At 46.7% G+C, this 16,914-nt stretch carries 15 protein-coding genes; 9 read left to right on the top strand and 6 right to left on the bottom strand.

Annotated elements, in window-relative coordinates; all coding sequences use genetic code 11:
* Positions 1-80: 80 nt before the first annotated feature.
* The 5 genes from DN730_RS01040 (at position 81) to hpaR (ending at position 5,647) form a co-directional block, all read left to right on the top strand.
* Positions 81-1,313 (top strand): MFS transporter, encoded by a 1,233-nt coding sequence (locus tag DN730_RS01040; protein WP_115466257.1) that lies wholly within the window; start codon positions 81-83, stop codon positions 1,311-1,313.
* A 20-nt stretch (positions 1,314-1,333) separates the two neighbouring features.
* Entirely contained in the window at positions 1,334-2,773 is a 1,440-nt protein-coding gene (locus DN730_RS01035; protein ID WP_115466256.1) for an amidase, read from the top strand.
* A gap of 160 nt (positions 2,774-2,933) precedes the next feature.
* On the top strand, positions 2,934-4,103 hold the full coding sequence (locus DN730_RS01030; protein ID WP_115466255.1) for a p-hydroxyphenylacetate 3-hydroxylase oxygenase component: 1,170 nt from the start codon (positions 2,934-2,936) through the stop codon (positions 4,101-4,103).
* Positions 4,104-4,164: 61 nt separating this feature from the next.
* A complete protein-coding gene (locus DN730_RS01025) occupies positions 4,165-5,085 on the top strand; it encodes a p-hydroxyphenylacetate 3-hydroxylase reductase component (RefSeq protein ID WP_245957861.1) in 921 nt (306 codons plus the stop codon).
* Between the two features lie 130 nt (positions 5,086-5,215).
* Entirely contained in the window at positions 5,216-5,647 is a 432-nt protein-coding gene (hpaR, locus tag DN730_RS01020) for a homoprotocatechuate degradation operon regulator HpaR (RefSeq protein WP_115466792.1), read from the top strand.
* Positions 5,648-5,861: 214 nt separating this feature from the next.
* On the opposite strand, the gene DN730_RS01015 is transcribed toward hpaR, so the two are convergent.
* The 3 genes from DN730_RS01015 to DN730_RS01005 all read right to left on the bottom strand — a co-directional run bounded on the left by DN730_RS01015 (position 5,862) and on the right by DN730_RS01005 (position 9,288).
* Positions 5,862-6,968 carry a class II histone deacetylase gene (locus tag DN730_RS01015; protein WP_115466254.1) on the bottom strand — a complete coding sequence of 369 codons (1,107 nt, stop codon included), beginning with the start codon at positions 6,966-6,968 and terminating at the stop codon, positions 5,862-5,864.
* 4 nt (positions 6,969-6,972) lie between these two features.
* Positions 6,973-8,142, bottom strand: coding sequence for an MFS transporter (locus DN730_RS01010; protein WP_115466253.1), 1,170 nt, complete (start codon positions 8,140-8,142; stop codon positions 6,973-6,975).
* Positions 8,143-8,289: 147 nt separating this feature from the next.
* On the bottom strand, positions 8,290-9,288 hold the full coding sequence (locus tag DN730_RS01005; protein ID WP_115466252.1) for a helix-turn-helix transcriptional regulator: 999 nt from the start codon (positions 9,286-9,288) through the stop codon (positions 8,290-8,292).
* Between the two features lie 297 nt (positions 9,289-9,585).
* On the opposite strand from DN730_RS01005, the gene DN730_RS01000 reads away from it, so the two are divergent.
* Entirely contained in the window at positions 9,586-10,473 is an 888-nt protein-coding gene (locus DN730_RS01000; protein WP_158541157.1) for a helix-turn-helix domain-containing protein, read from the top strand.
* A gap of 115 nt (positions 10,474-10,588) precedes the next feature.
* On the opposite strand, the gene DN730_RS00995 is transcribed toward DN730_RS01000, so the two are convergent.
* The 3 genes from DN730_RS00995 to DN730_RS00985 are packed head-to-tail and all read right to left on the bottom strand — an operon-like array spanning position 10,589 to position 13,508.
* Positions 10,589-12,079 (bottom strand): tripartite tricarboxylate transporter permease, encoded by a 1,491-nt coding sequence (locus DN730_RS00995; protein ID WP_115466250.1) that lies wholly within the window; start codon positions 12,077-12,079, stop codon positions 10,589-10,591.
* Between the two features lies 1 nt (position 12,080).
* Positions 12,081-12,515 carry a tripartite tricarboxylate transporter TctB family protein gene (locus DN730_RS00990; protein WP_115466249.1) on the bottom strand — a complete coding sequence of 145 codons (435 nt, stop codon included), beginning with the start codon at positions 12,513-12,515 and terminating at the stop codon, positions 12,081-12,083.
* A 15-nt stretch (positions 12,516-12,530) separates the two neighbouring features.
* On the bottom strand, positions 12,531-13,508 hold the full coding sequence (locus tag DN730_RS00985) for a Bug family tripartite tricarboxylate transporter substrate binding protein (RefSeq protein WP_115466248.1): 978 nt from the start codon (positions 13,506-13,508) through the stop codon (positions 12,531-12,533).
* A gap of 118 nt (positions 13,509-13,626) precedes the next feature.
* Between DN730_RS00985 and DN730_RS00980 the strand changes: the two genes are divergently transcribed.
* From DN730_RS00980 to DN730_RS00970, 3 genes are read left to right on the top strand one after another with little or no spacing between them, the layout of a single operon-like run.
* A complete protein-coding gene (locus DN730_RS00980) occupies positions 13,627-14,295 on the top strand; it encodes a response regulator transcription factor (protein WP_115466247.1) in 669 nt (222 codons plus the stop codon).
* Positions 14,282-15,739: a sensor histidine kinase gene (locus DN730_RS00975; RefSeq protein ID WP_115466246.1), complete on the top strand. Its 1,458-nt coding sequence runs from the start codon at positions 14,282-14,284 to the stop codon at positions 15,737-15,739. The genes DN730_RS00980 and DN730_RS00975 overlap by 14 nt, the downstream gene beginning before the upstream one ends.
* Entirely contained in the window at positions 15,720-16,739 is a 1,020-nt protein-coding gene (locus tag DN730_RS00970; RefSeq protein ID WP_115466245.1) for an ABC transporter substrate-binding protein, read from the top strand. The genes DN730_RS00975 and DN730_RS00970 overlap by 20 nt, the downstream gene beginning before the upstream one ends.
* Positions 16,740-16,914: the final 175 nt, after the last annotated feature.

Below are 16,914 nucleotides of genomic sequence, written 5' to 3'. Positions count from 1 at the left end.
TAAAAAGCTGAAGCCATTACCCTCGCCTAGAAAACAAACATTACGGTTCGTGTCACACAGACTTTTTAAGGAGTATTGAAATGACGACCAATCACACACAAAAAAAAGCGACCGCTGGTCGCGAAGGCATCCTGATTGCCCTCGGTAGCAGCTTAACCATCGTTGGTTCTGTTATGGTTGCACCAATGATTCCGAAAATGGCGCAAGAGTTTGGTCCAACGACGCCAGATATCGCGACATTATTACCCTTAACAATTACTGGGCCAGCCCTAGCCATTGCACTTTTTGCTCCCCTCGCCGGATGGATTTCCGATCGTATCGGTCGCAAAAAGATGTTGATCATCGCCACACTGCTCTACGCTATTCTAGGTATGTTACCCGCGCTACTGAATGACCTCGGCGACATCATGATCTCACGCTTGCTATTTGGCTGTGCCGAGGCCGTCATTATGACATGTTGTACCGCGCTCATTGCCGACTATTGGCACGGTGATGAACGGCTCAAGTTTGTGAACTTTCAAGTCATCGCTATTGGTTTAATCGGCTCCATTTTCTATGTAATCGGGGGCGTGTTAGGTGAGCAATCCTGGCGCTCAGCGTTCTATTTGTATTTGATACCACTTCTTTTAATCCCATTTATGGCACGCATTCTTTGGGAACCCGTTAAAAACAGCAACGCTGAAGCGATGGAGCCTGCATCCAGTGATGATCCAACAAAGGTTGCAAAACTCACGTTGATCGTCAGTTTCCTAATGATCTTCGGCGGGATGGCTCTTAACTTTGTAGTGCCAGTTCAAATGCCAAGTTTATTAGTCGCCATTGGGGTGACATCAACCACACAGATCGGGTTGGCTTCCGGTATCAGCTTACTATCAACACTGGGTGGCTCTCTAACATGGGCGTTGTGGCGTCGTCTGTTTAACATCGGCGGTTGCAACGCTTTGTTAATGGCTTTGGTGGGGGTCGGATTATGGCTACTGGCGACGGCGACCACTTACGAGCAAGTTCTTTTTGCCGTCATTATCCAAGGTCTTGGTGCAGGTCTCATGGTGCCCAATGTAATCGCATCAGCCATGCAAGCACTGCCTAGCAAAGTTCGCGGTAGAGGGATTGGCGGCTTTACATCTTGTCTTTACCTCGGTCAGTTCATGAGTCCAATCATTGTTGGCATGCTGATGCCGTTCACCAAAGGTTCACTGACAGAAGCCATTACTTTATTAGCGGTGATCAGTTTAGTCGTCGCGGCATTGTGGTTACTGGCTCAGTTGTTTGGCGCTAAAGCTCCACGCCAAACTGAAGTACAGCCTAATTAACGTCCCTAAGGTATATTACTATGTCAAAATCCATTCATTCACTTATGAATCAATGTGACGCCATAGACTTGGCCAATCACATCAAACAAGGTGACATCAGCGCCGCCGAAGTGCTTAAAGCAAGCATTGAGCGACTGGAAGCCGTTAACCCAGAATTAAATGCCGTCGCCGAGCGTCTGTATGATACGGCCGCACAAGCGCCAACCACCGATGGCCCTTTTGAAGGGGTTCCAACTTTAATCAAAGACATGTTCTCGCCTGTCAAAGAGGCTCGCACTACCAACGGGTCGCATGCGCTAGGTGAAGCACGTCCAGGGTTAGACGATGCAGTGGTATCAAGATTAAGAGCATCTGGTTGTCGCTTCATTGGGACGACGACCGCACCAGAGTTTGGAATATCCTACACCACCGAATCAGCTCGATTCGGTGCAACGCGCAACCCTTGGAACACAGACCACAGTGCCGGCGGTTCAAGTGGTGGCGCGGCCGCTTTAGTTGCAGCACGGGTCCTCCCCTTTGCCCATGGAAATGACGGCGGCGGGTCCATTCGAGTGCCTTCTTCATGCTGTGGGGTATTTGGCTTGAAGCCCTCCCGCGGCCTTGTCCCGTCTGGCCCACTGGTCGGCGAAGGCTGGGGAGGCATGACAACCACTCATGCCATCACTCTTTCGGTTCGAGACAGTGCAGCATTACTCGATGTCGTCGCTGGCTCTGACCTCGGGGCACCATACGCTGCTCCGATTGCAATGCAAGGATATCAATCGTCTCTCGCTACGCCTGTGAGAAAGCTGCGCATTGCAGTGGTAGAAGACGCAGGTCCATTTGCTCTTTCTAACGATGCCAAGGCTAACGTTCTTCATACCGCAAAGCTTTGTGAATCACTCGGACACGATATTGAGATGGTTAAATTCCCTATCGTTTTGATGCCTTTTTTCGACGCTGTCTACAATATCATTGCGCCAAACACCAAGAGTTACTTGTCCATGCTAGGTGACATGCGTGGTGCGCCAGTGAACGATGAGGAGTTGGAAGCGACTGTCCGTATTCTCTTACGAGAAAAAGGCGACATCAGTGCCGTACAATACACCCAAGCGATCGAGCATATTCATCGAATGGGGCGTGAGATGGCGCAATTTTTGACTGAATACGATGTCTTATTGACATCGACACTTGCTCACCAGCCTCCTCAAATCGGAGATATTCACGTCACAGACGACAGTCTTTCATTGGATGATTTTACTCAATTGTCCCACGGCTACAGCCCTTATACGGCGGTCTTCAATGCGACGGGGCAGCCAGCGATGTCAGTTCCACTTTACTGGACAGCTAAGGGCTTACCGATGGGAGCGCACTTTGTCGGACGATTTGGTGACGAAGTCACCCTGTTGCAGCTGGCAGCGCAGCTCGAAGCGGCGCATCCTTGGAAATCTCGCATCCCATCTGTTAATGCTTGTCTGTAATAAACCATAAGATCACCTCCCTATTCAGCAGTGTTTGTCTCCCAAGCGCTGCTTCTTTTTTCTAGAAATGTCCTATAGTTCCCTACAAAATGTCCATTCCAAGCACCCCTCATTAGGCCAATAATGAACGAAATGCTTAATAACAATAAGAGAGCGCCTTATGAAACGTCACAATCCATTATTAGAGGATCTAAAATCGGTCCTACCTGAAATCGCAGCCAATGCAGAGCATGCCGAAACACTTCGACAAGTTCCGAAAGAAAACATAGAGCTTCTTAAAAAAGTTGGCCTTCACAAAGCTTTTCTACCTAAGGCCTATGGCGGCTTTGAAATTTCATTACCTGAGTTCTGCGACTGCATTGCCGCATTAGCGGGTGCTTGCTGCAGCACTGCGTGGGCCTTTAGCTTACTGTGCACCCACAACCATCAAATGGCCTTATTCTCTAAACAGCTTCAAGATGACGTCTGGAAAGAAAACCCAGATGCCATGGCAAGCAGCAGCATCGCGCCATTTGGCCGCTATGAAGAGGCAGACGGTGGTATTGTCTTCAATGGAGATATGAAGTGGAGCAGTGGTTGCGACCATGCAGATTGGGCGATTGTAGGGTTCCTACGAAATAACGCAGAAGGCGCTAAAGATTACTGTTTTGCCGTGATTCCCAAATCAGATTACACCATTGATGATGATTGGCATTCGATGGCGATGAAAGGCTCTGGAACAAAAACACTCGTTATTAAAGATGCTTTTGTACCAGAACATCGCATCCAAAAAGCGAAAGATATGATGGAAGGGAAATCCGCCGGATACGGCCTCTACCCTGACAGCAAGATTTTTTACGCGCCGTACCGCCCTTACTTCGCTTCGGGGTTCGCTGCGATGGCGCTTGGCGTTGCTGAACGCATGGTGGAAGTATTTAAAGAGGTCACCTCTAATCGCGTACGTGCTTACACTGGTGCCAAAGTCAACGCTGCTACACCTGCCTTGATGCGCCTAGCTGAATCTAAGCACCAAATATCTGCGGCTCGCGCCTTTATGGAAAAAACGTGGGACGAACACAGAGAGTTCGCCGAAGCTCACCGCTACCCAACTCGTGAAGAGTTAGCTTATTGGCGTACTAACCAAGCCTACGCCGTCAAAATGAGCATCGAAGTCGTAGACCGCTTATTCAATGCAATCGGTGCAACACAATGGATGCTCGATAAAGAAGCCCAACGACTGTTCCGTGATTGTCACATGTGCGGGGCCCACGCCTACACAGATTACGATGTCTGCGCACAGATTCTTGGCCGCGAGCTAATGGGCCTTGATCCAGATCCAACACTACTATAATGATAATTCCGTACTAGGCTGTCACGTCGCCTAGTACGTACTTCTATCACGAGGACACTAAATGATGAGCTTCGATCCGAAAGAATTCCGCCGTTGCCTCGGCAACTTTGCTACCGGTGTGACCGTTATAACAGCCCAAGCTGAAGATGGTACAAAAGTCGGTGTGACCGCCAACAGTTTCAACTCAGTATCACTTGATCCCCCACTGGTACTCTGGAGCATTATTAAAGAGTCAAGCAGCTATTCGATATTTGAAAAAGCGTCGCACTTCGCAGTCAATATCTTAGCCGCTGATCAAATAAACCTTTCCAACAATTTTGCTCGCCCCAGTGAGGATAAATTCTCCAATGTGGACATTAAGCTAGGCATGGGCAATGCGCCAATACTACAAAACACCGCAGCGAATTTGCAGTGCGAGAACTACCAAATTGTAGACGGCGGCGACCATTGGATCATGATCGGCAAAGTTGTAGCATTTGAAAATCTAGGTCGTAGTCCCCTTCTGTATGTTCAAGGAAGCTACGCTGGAGCCATTCCATTTACCGTCACACGTCCGTCCGATAGCCCCGCTGTATCGGAACAGACATTCAAACGGCTGCACAACAGTGCCATCTATCTGATGACTCAGGTGCAACAAAAAATACTAGAGAGCTATTTACCTAAGCAATCGTCTACTGGGTTAAGCACGAGTGAAGCACGACTGTTGCTGATACTGAGCGACGGGCACAATGTGTCTTACGAGGATCTTCTTAAACTAAGCTCTATCCCTGAAACTGATGTTCAAGCAGGGCTTGAACGGCTAGAAAGCTTACAGCTTGTTGAATCCAATCTGTTACTGACTGAACTGGGTCATGAGATGGCAGAGCGCCTATGGAATATTGCCCAACAGCAAACAAATGAAGTCTTTGAAGCCTTCTCAGACGAAGAATATGATTCGTTTAAGCATCAATTACAGACTCTGCTAAAACAGTTGAGCAAATAATCTATTTCCACTTTACCCATCAAATAAAATCTTTTGCTATTAGCAGCCTTCTCGCTGCTGTTAATAGCGGAAGTATCCTTATAAAATGGCAGGCCCATATTCGAATTTGATCAGGGCCTACCATATTTCTATGAAAAAACTTGAAGACTCCCTCACCCTTCAACTCCTACGAGCACGCGAGTCGGCCATGACATTCTTTAGGCCCGTATTACAGCAAGCTGAATTTACCGAACAGCAATGGAGGGTATTGCGTGTTTTAAATGATCACGAAGAATTGGAAGCAAAACAACTCGCAGATTTATGCTGCATCCTAAGCCCCAGCCTTACCCGCATTATTAACCGATTCGTAGAAGAAGGTATGGTAATCCGCAAACGATCTAGTGAAGATCAGCGTATCACACTCCTATCTCTGACTGACGAAGCCAAACTACTGGTAAAAGACTTTCGTCCAAATGTCGATGCAGCCTACAAGCAACTGATTGACAAATTAGGTGAGAAAAAGCTTAAAGAGTTGAGTCACTTACTCAAAGATGTGATTGAGCTTTCACCCGACTCGAAATAAAAAAAAAGCGCAATGTGAATTGCGCTATCAAAAGGGTTTCAACCCATGACTATTTCAGTGATGTGGTGGCTGGGAACCACCACGCCATCATTGTATTCCGACACCGATACGATAAGCATACCCCTCATGGGATATACGCAGTGATAAAGCAAACCATGCTTACTTCACTGATCAGTAATTTCCTACCGATATGGCCGTTTCAATAAATACCCAATTACAGAACGAGCTGCCGCACTGCATCAAGGTGCTGTTTGTGGAACAATTCCGCGTCACTATTGGGCTGCTGAAGCTTGATAAAATCTAGCAGCGGGTCTTGAACCTCTGTTTTGATGCCCGATAAAGCTTCCATTGTCGCTAAACCACAAAACGGTACATAGGCTTCTGAGTATCCGCCTTCGTGGGCCAAAACTAGACGCCCATTACATAAACGTTCTGCCGCAGACTTAATGCACTCGGTCATTGCACGGAAGCTATCACTGTGCAGTAACATTCGAGCCAATGGATCTACTGCGTTGGCATCATAACCGCAGGCGACCATGATTAGCTCAGGCTGATAACGTTCCAATGCCGGAACGACAATGGATTCCATAGCGTGCATATACGCATCATGACCGCTCCCAGCGACAAACGGTATATTGATGTTATAACCCTTGCCTTCTCCAACCCCCGTATCTTCTGCGCCACTGTATCCTGGTGGAAAGCAGTTTTCTTGATGAAGTGAAATCCCCAGCACCTCACTGCTGTCGCCATAAATCGCTTGAACGCCATTTCCATGGTGCACATCCCAATCCACGACCGCCACGCGCTTTACGCCAAACTTTTGCTTAGCGTGCTCAATCGCAATGGGGATGTTTGCCAAGAAACAAAAACCCATCGCTTCGTCAGGTAAACAGTGGTGACCTGGTGGGCGGCTTAGCGCGTAAGCATTGCGAACTTTGCCCTCCATAACATCGGAAACTGCCTGCATCACTAAGCCAGCCGATTTAGCTGCGATTTCAAAACTACCAGGGCCGATGATGGCCGCCTCACCGAGCACGCCTCCGCCTTGCTCACTGGTTAACTGAAACTTGTCGATATATTGCTCAGTATGAATGCGCAACATATCTTCTCGAGTCGCAGATGGCGCACTTTGACAATGGAGCTGATCTCCTAAGCCTGATGCATCAATCAGATTTTTAAGACGACGCTTAGTTTCAGGACTCTCTGTATTACCACTTCCAGCAGGAGGCTGAACCCATCCACCGACTGGAATCATATCTGCATACTGTCCTGAGATGTGCCAGAAGCAACGTTCGTCGAAGTAGAATGCGGTATCTTTCATAAGGTTATCCTTCTTGTTTTGTTTTCTGTAGGGAGAGCATTAATAGAAGTGAGGTGATCGTCAGAGCAGCGGCGACATAGAGAAAGGTTTCGACACCCGATAGTGTTTCGATTATTTGGCCCGCTAACATAGGACCTATCGCTAATCCCCCGCCAATTACCAAATTAGACAGGTTCATGATCTGCCCATTGCTGTCTAGCCTTGCTAAACTCGCCAAGATGAAAGGCAGGACAAATGTCCACGTAAATTTAAATGCAAACGCGGCTAACGAATAACGTAGGACGTCCGGCTCCGCTAATAATGCTAAAACACTGAAAACCATGACTAGGTAACCAATAATCAACGGTATTTTGTACGAGCGACGACCTCCCATAAACGCTGCAATGAGCGCTCCACCAATGCCAAACAGTGTCGCAATCGCTAAAATGTCACCGCTGACTTGAGGGTTAATACCTACCTCTCCCGCCAAGGTTCCCATGAATGTCCAAGTTCCATTTAGGCTGATGTAGAAAAACAAAACCGCCGCTAACCCACAAATAGGTTTTAACGACCAAAGCGACGCCTTCGAAGCAGACTTCGACGCCTTGCCTTGAATACGCTCTGGTAAAAAACGCATAAGCGGAAGACATAGAGCCATCAAAATAGAAAGCGTCATGAAGAATGCGCCTAACCCGTACACTTCAAATAGACGAGGTAAAAGAGTCAAACCAATAGCGCCAAGCGAAAGCTGCCCCAACACCCAAAATCCATACGCGCGATCAGGCTTTGCAAAGGTGCCAGCGGTGGCAATACAGATGACCGTCAAGGAACCACCTGCTACGCCACTCAGAATCCGCAACCCAATCAGGACATCGCTGGTCGCTGCCCAAATAGAAAGAAGGTTTGCAGCGATAAAGACCGTGCCGAACGCCAAAGAAGCCTGTTTGAGATTGATTCGACTGAGCCAATATAACGCAGGCAAGGTGGCCAAACTCATTGCACCATTCTCAGACATGAATAGCAGGCCAATTTGACTCGCATTCATACCCATTTGTGTAGCCAACTGGCCTGCTACGACAGGTCCCATCATTAATAATGCGGGAACCACTGCGGCAATGGCGACAACCGCCCAAAGGCGCATATGGCTTTCGTTCCGTTGAACTCCTATTGGTTCAGCAATGCTTGATGTTGTCATTTATGACCTCCCGCTTTGTGAGCAAGAGCGCAAAAAAAGTAGATTTGATTCATTTTTAGGTTCCTTTTGGTTTTTTTAAGATCAACGATGCCGTAGGGCACTAAATAAGTGTCCTAGCCATCTTTTTTATTATTTTGAGTTAAATCGTCAGTCGCTTAACATTGACGGTATATCCGCCAATAAGCGGATAAGATCAGCTTTGTTGCTGGTCCCGAGCTTTAGGTAGATAGAGCGTAAGTGATAACGAATGGTATTAGGTGATACGCCGAGTTCACGAGCGATTTCTTTGTAGGTTGACCCGCGGCCAAATAATAATGCGACCTCTTGCTCACGTGATGATAATTGCTCAATCGCACATACAGGCCGAAGAGCCAAAAGAAACTGGTCTCCTCTAGGGTACACCTCGACAACGAGATGTTTACCATGAATGCCTTCTGGGGTGGGTTTAAACGGTAAGCGCGGGCCATACCAATCGGGGAATTCAAGCTGCAATAACTCAGCTAATGCTGGCTCGGCACTCAATAAAAGCCCATTGCTATTGCACGTGGCGAGTATCACTTGGGATTCGGAACGATAGTAGAATAACTGAGAATGACTACGGATTTGATTAATGGACGATGCAGATAATAGGTGTGGCATCAATGCTTGAAAAAACTGCCTTTCGCTTTCTGTAAAATTTGCGTCCGATTGCCTCCGATATAAGCTAAGATGATTTCCCAAACAGGTCACCTGATCTTCGCAATGCACACACATCAGCTTAGTGTATTGGTACGCCTCCCCCAGCGCGCGTAATTCGTTCGATACATCATCTTTTTCAAGATCCAATTTAATTGCCTGACCAATGTAACGGTGCGTCACTTCAAAAACGGTGTCTTGGTCTCTTATTTTCGTCCAAGCATCAAAGTAGTGTTCAGGTAAATTGTAAAGGTAGCTGCTGTTCAAGTGGACAATCGCCGAATCAGCTTCAGAGCCTCTTCCCCACCATGCGGACTGAAAAGGTATTAGCGCTCGCACGCACTCAAGCATCGTATCCAGAAACCGCTCGATAGGCTCTTCTCGCGCCAAGCGATAAATTTCAAATAAGGTCTGGCTGAACATGGTCAGCCTTTCATCCTCTTGTGCAAAAGAAATATCGTGCGATTTCATGGCGCGTTCCCGTTTTTTTGATTATTAAATGATCATAAGCTATTCGAGAGTAAAAAATACTATCCAAATGTACGGTATTCGTTTTGCTCTTTGTTTGCCTTTGATACTCGCTGACATAAATGTGTCAGCATCTAATCAACATATCTAGACCCCTTCAATAACAGGTAATCGCAATGGTTGACACATGATTAGCGGATACGCCAGTATAGTTAACATGTTAAATAAATTGATAGTCAATCTAATGGGGGTGCATTACGCTATACTCTCAAACTAGCCATAACAATGATGGGTCGACCAATGACGAAAGAGTGGATACCAAACATTAATCTAGGCCAAGATTATGACGAAGCCTACAAAGATGCGACCATTCATTTTGATAAACTCGGGAAGCTAGCGGACTTCTTTGGGCGCGATATGCCAATGCACCTGCATGCAGAATATTGCCAGATTCATTTGGTTCTTAATGGTAAGACGTTTTTCAATATTGACCAAAATAACTATCAAACTGAAGGCAGCGCCCTTTTCTTCACGCCTGCTGCCACGCCGCATGCGTTTTGGACAGAGCCCGATGCACCTGGATTCGTGATCACCTTCCATACGTCACTGTTAGAAGGGATTCTTGATCGATTAGACGCTTTTAATCACCCATTTTACCTGCCAATGGTGCTCGAGCGCCGCAAACTCCCCGACGATGAATGGCACTCGATTGAGCAACTATTTTCTATGCTAAAACATGAATGGAAACAACATGCAGCATGGCAAAGCGCAGCCATTGAGACCCTACTACAGCTACTCGTCATTCACTTGGTACGCGTGTCTGGACCGCCACAAGCACGCCACCAACACCATCAAGCGGATATTATAAGTTTTCGAAAGTTTAGCCGGCTCGTGGAAGCCCATTTTGTTGAGGAGCGTCGAATCTCATTTTACTGTGACAAACTGACCATAAATGAAAGTCGACTCAATTACATTTGTAAAAAGGTTGCGGATACCAGCCCAAAGAAGATCCTTAATGGGCGTATTATATTGGAAGCAAAGCGATTGTTATCTCATACCAGCATGAACCTTACCGAAATCTCGTACACCCTTGGTTTCATTGACCCCTCTTATTTTTCACGTTTTTTCTATAAGAATACCGAATGCACACCCACAGACTTTAGAAAACAACATCGTGACATGCCTTAGTTCAAGCGCATACCAAACAATCAGAAGACTTAGCATCATTTTGATCAACTCTTATACATTAGACACTTAAAAGCCACCCAAAGGTGGCTTTTAAGTACGTTTCGAATGTACTACCTTAGCGCTTTTTTAAAGCTTTCATTATAACTGGGCCGACCATCGCTAGCAGCGTCGCTATCGCTAATGTAATAGTTATTGGTCCATTAAATAAAATCCCCCAATCTCCGCCACTGATTGACAAAGCACGACGTAGATTCTGCTCAAGAACAGCGCCTAATACCAACCCTAGAATAACGGGAGCCAAAGAGAACCCTAACTTACGCAGAATAAACGCAAACACACCGAGCACAACCATGAAGTATAAATCAAAGCTGTCGCCGTGAATGGAGTAGATCCCTATAAAGGTCAACATAACAATAACGGGGACTAGATAAGATTGCTTTATCGACAGCAATCGCACAAACATCCCAATCAACGGTAAGTTCATTACCAACAAAGCAATGTTACCGACAAACATGGATGCAATGAGCCCCCATGCAATTTCCGGTTGCTGTTCAAACAGTAATGGCCCTGGCGTGATGTTAAACATCAGCAGCGCTCCCAAGAGAATCGCAGTCGTGCCACTGCCTGGGATGCCAAGTGTTAGCATAGGCAACATTGATCCCGCAGCGGAAGCATTGTTAGCCGCTTCTGGCGCCGCCAATCCACGGATATCACCTTTGCCAAATTGGTCGTCATTACCTTCTGCAAAACGCTTTTCCGTGCCATAGGCAACTGCACTCCCGATAGATGCTCCTGTTCCTGGTAATACACCAATCACAAAACCTACCAGAGTAGAACGTAGCACCACCCATTTTACCGCCAGCAGATCGCTCATCGATACAAAGCTCCTACCCACTGGCGTGAGTTTCATATCATTTCTTAGCCAATTTTCTAGCAACACTAACACTTCACTGATCGCAAACATGCCAATGACTACAACCAAGAAGTCCACTCCGTCGAAGAAGTTAGGAATATCCATTGTGTAACGAAGAATGCCCGTACCGGAGTCCACTCCGACCGTCGCCAATAGCAACCCTATGACCACACCAATCGTCGTTTTCAGCGGGCGACTGCCCACCATGGTTGCAAGACAAGTGAAGGCAAACGTCATGAGCCAAACAAACTCGCTAGGGCCAAACTTGAGAGCAAGATCACTTAATAAAGGCGCGAACAGCACGATTAAGGTTAGCGCCCCCATACTGCCTGCGAACGAAGCAACAGCCGACAGAGCTAATGCCCTCCCACCTTCACCTTTTTGAGCAAGCGGGTAGCCGTCTAATGTGGTCATAATCGCCCCTGCATCGCCGGGGACATTTAGCAAAATACTAGAAATACGACCACCGTATTCGGCACCGTAATACACACCAGCCAACAGAATCAATGCTGACTCTGGCGGAAAGCCCATCGCATAAGCCAAAGGTAACAAAATAGCGACGCCGTTTATTGGACCGATGCCAGGTAAAGAGCCAATCAGCGTTCCAACAAAACAACCAATTAACACAAGAGCTAAGTTCATTGGGGCGAGGGCAACCGAAAAGCCCGTCGCCAAAAATCCGAGCGTTTCCATATTACCCTCCGAATAACATACCGGTCGGTACGTTCAATTGCAGTAGATGTTTCATCAAAAAGTAACTAACAAGACTTAAGACGACGGAATAAATGATCGCTCGCGTTGGTTTTTCTCCAAACAGGATGCAAAAAACTGCCCCTACAATCGCCGTCGACACAATGAATCCTGCTTTTTCGAATAGAAAGGCATACCCTGTCATCAATGCGACGCCGCTTAAAAGCTTTAACAGGACTGCTCCCGTTGGCGCCCATTTATTTGGGCTCGGTTTTAGGAGCAACCAGATGGAGCAGACAGCTAAAACAGTCGATAAGATTAACGGAAAGGCCTTTGGCCCAAGTGGTTCATACTGAAAAGGCACGTCGAAATGATACGCTGTCCAGGCAATAAGCCCGGACAGACATAACAGAGCGCCAGCAAAAAGGCGGTCAAACATACATAGTCCCATTAATTATTTAATCAAACCGGCTGCTTTGGCTAATTCGCGCATATCTTGAACACGCTCTTTTACGTACTCATCTAGCACTTCGCCGTGCATGTAGAATGGCATCAAGCCTTTTTCTGCAACCGTTTGTTTGAAGCCGTCTGTTTTATAAGCTTCAGCAAATTTATTTGACCAGTACTCGTACGCATCATCGGATACTTTGGGACCTAAATAGTATCCACGCATAATCGTCCACTCGGCGTTAAAGCCTTGCTCATGAGCGGTAGGGATGGATGCGAACTCCCCTTCTAAACGCTCCGGTGACATAACCGCTAATACGCGAACTTTGCCTGCGTCTAGTTGCCCTTTCATCTCACCAATATCACCAGGGTATACTTTGATATGTCCGCCCATCAGTGCAGCAATGGCTTCACCACCACCTTCGTAAGCTACGTAGCGCATTTTCTTCGGATCGATACCTGATGCTTTCATAAGAATCGCAGCTTTCATCCAATCTTGGCTGCCAACACCACCCCCTGCACCCAAAACAAATGCAGTAGGGTCTTTGCGCATGTCTTTAACTAAATCTTCAAGGGTTTGCCACGGCGCATCTGAGGACACAATGATCGCTCCGTAGTCTACCCCCGCAGTGCCCACCCAACGAGCATCGTTCTCGTCTAGGCCTTTACCAAACTTACCCTGCGCTAGGTTAAGCAACGAACCAGAACTAAATGCGACTAATGAGTCACCGTCGTCCGGGTTCACTTTATTGATGTGGTTGTATGCCACCGCACCAACGCCACCTGGCATAAACTTGACAGCCATTGGTTTATCAAGCAGTTGAGCTCGCTCAAAACCCGTTGAAACAACGCGACAAGTCAGGTCGAAACCACCACCTGGTTTGGCAGGGGCAATACACGTCGGTTTAGAGGTTTCGTAAGCAAATGCTGTAGAGGTTAGGCCAATGACAGAAATGGCAAGTAAGGATTTTTTGATGGTATTCATTAACAAAGCTCCAATCTTGTTGTTATTGTGCTGCACTTAAAAACGCAGTAGCGTAAAAGTAAGCACTGAAACTGACATCAAGCTGACACCAATAAAAAAATTAGAGAAATTTTAGAAAATGCGCGTATTACTCACTGAAGATAACGAGGGGCTAGCCCTCTCAATCGTGAAATACTTTACGGAAATGGGTCATGCGATTGATTGGGTAGACAGCGCCGAAAAGGCCGAATCTATCCTTTCTCATGATGCAGTCGAGGTGTTGATACTTGATGTGAATTTGCCAGGAAAAAGCGGGTTTGAGCTGCTAACTTCGCTTAGATTAAAGAAATCTTTTCTCCCTGTTTTAATCCTGACTGCGCGTGCAGACATTGATGATCGTGTCAGCGCGCTGGACTTAGGCGCGGATGATTACTTAATAAAACCGTTTGACTTAAGAGAGCTTTCCGCACGATGCCGAGCGTTGGTTAGACGAGAGCGAGGAAAGTCTGACAACGAGATCCAATGCGGCAATTTGAGCTTCAATAGCGCGACAAAATCCGTAAAAATTAATCAGAAAGACATTGAACTAAGGCCACGCGAAGTGCAAATGTTAGAGCTCTTTCTCACACACCTTGATCGAATGTTAACGAAAGATGACATCGCAAACAGGCTTTATAACTTCGGTGAAGCCTACACGCCCAACGCCGTTGAGCAAATTCTAACTAGGCTACGAAAACAGATTCAAGGCTCTTCGTTAATTATTAAGACCGTGCGAGGGATGGGATATTTAGCACATGTCGATGATTAAAGCGTATCTTAGGCAGCTAAGGCCAACCCAATCGTATTCGCTCAGACAGAGGATGCTGACCCGTACCGCATTATTTATGTGTGCAGTGTTAGCCACCCTGAGTGTAGGCGTGTGGCATTATGCCAATACCAGTGCAGATTATTCGTATGATCGATTACTTTCCAGCGCGAGTGTTACCATGCTCGACGGAATCAATGTTGCGCAAGATCAGGTATATATCGACCTTCCTTATTCCGCTTTTGAAATATTACAGCTAGCACCAGAAGACAAAATCTATTACGCCATTTACGGGCCAAACGGAGACTTTTTAAGCGGTTACTCTGACCTCCCCATTGCACCAACTGCAACGCAGCAAGAATTCGAGCAGCCACGCTATGAATTGCATACTTATAAAGATCAAAAAGTACGCTTTATTGCACGCCATAAGCGTCTCAGTGAACGCTCGGTTGCAGGAAATGTTACGATCTTGTTGGGACAAACGACGAAAGCACGTGACGAACAAATGCGTGACACTCTCTATGCTGCCTTAACAACTCTTATGGTGGTAATGGCCCTCGCTTTACTGGTTATGTGGATTGCAATCAATCGTGCATTATCACCATTAAACTGGATCTCCTCCCAGCTTGTTTCGCGGTCACCTATGGAAGAAGAACAATTACCAGCAACGAGAATCTTGGAAGTCGCTCCGCTCACCCACGCTATCAATAACTATCGCCAGCAATGGTTGGGAGCTTTAGCTGCAATGCGTGACTTCATCGCAGACGCTTCCCATCAAATTCGTACTGCCCAAGCGACGACTAAAGCTCAATTAGAGATCGCGCTCTCCTCCAAAGATGACGTCATTGATAAGCAGATAGTCTCCGATATTTACCAAGATCATTCAAAACTGACCCGTTTAACAAACCAATTGTTAGTGCATGCCACCATTATTCATCGGGGCGACCGACAAGAATTTTCACGTTTGAACGTCCACACGATGCTGCAAGAAGTCATCACCCATGCTGTTCGAGATTATGCACATACAGACATCGAGTTTGAGTACATCCCTTCATCTGACAACATCATCATTCTTGGGGATGACATTGTACTAAAAGAAGCATTACGAAATGTCATAGACAATGCCGTCGTTCACGGTGCGACAAGTCACTCAGAGAGACATGGTGTCATACGTATCAGCCTCGAACGATCGGAGAGCATTGGCTACTTACAGATCGAAGACAATGGTCCCGGTATCCCCAAGGAGCAACGATCACGCGCACTGGAGCGGTTTGCTAAGGTCGGAGGAAATGCTCATGGATCGGGGCTTGGCCTTGCCATTGCACAAAGTGCGGCGTTAGCTCACCACGGACAACTGACGTTATCCGACGGCGAACTCGGTGGACTTGCTGTCTGCTTTTCTTTACCACTTTCCCAGGAGCCGTCGCATGCATCGTTTAACCGTTAGCTTGCTCAGCTTATTTTTTATGACCAACCTTTTTGCTGATGACACCACCCTTCGCATATACAGCGCAACAGACATCAGTGCGATACGTCCAGCCTTGCAGGAGTTTGAGTCTTTTTACCCCAACATTACGATCTCTTATCAAGAGTTTAATACCAAGGAATTATTTGATGAGTTACTAACCCCCAGTTTACCCAGTCCAGACGTTGTCATCAGCTCGGCATCGGACTTACAAGTAAAGCTGGTTAATGACGGCCTCGCCCAACCCATTTATGATGTGCCGAGCGCCGATTCTCACCAACCGTGGGCACAATGGACCAACGAGCTCTTTGGTTTTACTTACGAACCAATCGTATTTGTTTACAACAAAGAGGCATTTAAAGACAAACCTATCCCTCACACACACGAAGCCTTAGCCGAGCAACTAAGAGAGCAGGCAGAGTTTTACCAAAATAGAATAGGTACGTACGATGCGGGAAGTTCCGGCCTAGGGTATCTGGTCGCATCACAGGACGAAGTGACGTTTAGTTTGACTGGACGCCTACAAGAAAGCTTAGGGCGTGCAAAAGCCGATATTCACTGTTGCTCTTCTATACTTTTAAACAGACTGACTTCAGGGGAACTGGTATTTGGCTATAATCTTCTAGGGTCTTATGCCATGGCAAAAGCAGCACTAAACGGGCGTATTGGCGTCATCATTCCCGAAGATTACGCGCTAGTGGTCGTTCGCTCAGCCTTTGTTCACAAAAACGCGGCACAACCTTCCATTGCGGCGGCATTTATCAAATATTTAAGGTCTCCTGCAGGGCAAAATACCATCGCAACAAAAACAGCACTGATGCCTCTTGATCGTCAGCTTGGTTCACACAATGATTCAGATAACCAGCTCCAAAAATCCACCAATTTCCACCCTATTCGTTTAGGTCCCGAATTACTACTTTATCTCGACCAACATAAGCAAATGCAGTTTCTAAATGGTTGGTCACAGGCGGTTAGCCATTAGCGGATAACGAATAGATTGGTAAGAATCGTAAAGGCTCCTAGGTTAAATAACCTAGGAGCCTTTACGTGGTAGCTTTTACTTGAGTAAAAGAGGCGTTGTTTCGTAAAACAATAACAGCAAAGTCCTGATATCTGCTCTAAAAGACGCGGCTCTTTCGCTAAAGCGTCTTGCAAAT

The sequence above is a fragment of the Marinomonas piezotolerans genome, assembly GCF_003362755.1.
GTDB lineage: Bacteria > Pseudomonadota > Gammaproteobacteria > Pseudomonadales > Marinomonadaceae > Marinomonas > Marinomonas piezotolerans.
This window is presented reverse-complemented; position numbering and strand designations above follow the sequence as displayed.

Bases quoted from the DNA above. Each gene is read 5' to 3' on its own strand.
- DN730_RS01040 (WP_115466257.1), top strand. From the start codon at position 81: ATGACGACCAATCACACACAAAAAAAAGCGACCGCTGGTCGCGAAGGC.
- DN730_RS01035 (WP_115466256.1), top strand. From the start codon at position 1,334: ATGTCAAAATCCATTCATTCACTTATGAATCAATGTGACGCCATAGAC.
- DN730_RS01030 (WP_115466255.1), top strand. From the start codon at position 2,934: ATGAAACGTCACAATCCATTATTAGAGGATCTAAAATCGGTCCTACCT.
- DN730_RS01025 (WP_245957861.1), top strand. From the start codon at position 4,165: ATGATGAGCTTCGATCCGAAAGAATTCCGCCGTTGCCTCGGCAACTTT.
- hpaR (WP_115466792.1), top strand. From the start codon at position 5,216: ATGAAAAAACTTGAAGACTCCCTCACCCTTCAACTCCTACGAGCACGC.
- DN730_RS01015 (WP_115466254.1), bottom strand. From the start codon at position 6,968: ATGAAAGATACCGCATTCTACTTCGACGAACGTTGCTTCTGGCACATC.
- DN730_RS01010 (WP_115466253.1), bottom strand. From the start codon at position 8,142: ATGACAACATCAAGCATTGCTGAACCAATAGGAGTTCAACGGAACGAA.
- DN730_RS01005 (WP_115466252.1), bottom strand. From the start codon at position 9,288: ATGAAATCGCACGATATTTCTTTTGCACAAGAGGATGAAAGGCTGACC.
- DN730_RS01000 (WP_158541157.1), top strand. From the start codon at position 9,586: ATGACGAAAGAGTGGATACCAAACATTAATCTAGGCCAAGATTATGAC.
- DN730_RS00995 (WP_115466250.1), bottom strand. From the start codon at position 12,079: ATGGAAACGCTCGGATTTTTGGCGACGGGCTTTTCGGTTGCCCTCGCC.
- DN730_RS00990 (WP_115466249.1), bottom strand. From the start codon at position 12,515: ATGTTTGACCGCCTTTTTGCTGGCGCTCTGTTATGTCTGTCCGGGCTT.
- DN730_RS00985 (WP_115466248.1), bottom strand. From the start codon at position 13,508: ATGAATACCATCAAAAAATCCTTACTTGCCATTTCTGTCATTGGCCTA.
- DN730_RS00980 (WP_115466247.1), top strand. From the start codon at position 13,627: ATGCGCGTATTACTCACTGAAGATAACGAGGGGCTAGCCCTCTCAATC.
- DN730_RS00975 (WP_115466246.1), top strand. From the start codon at position 14,282: ATGTCGATGATTAAAGCGTATCTTAGGCAGCTAAGGCCAACCCAATCG.
- DN730_RS00970 (WP_115466245.1), top strand. From the start codon at position 15,720: ATGCATCGTTTAACCGTTAGCTTGCTCAGCTTATTTTTTATGACCAAC.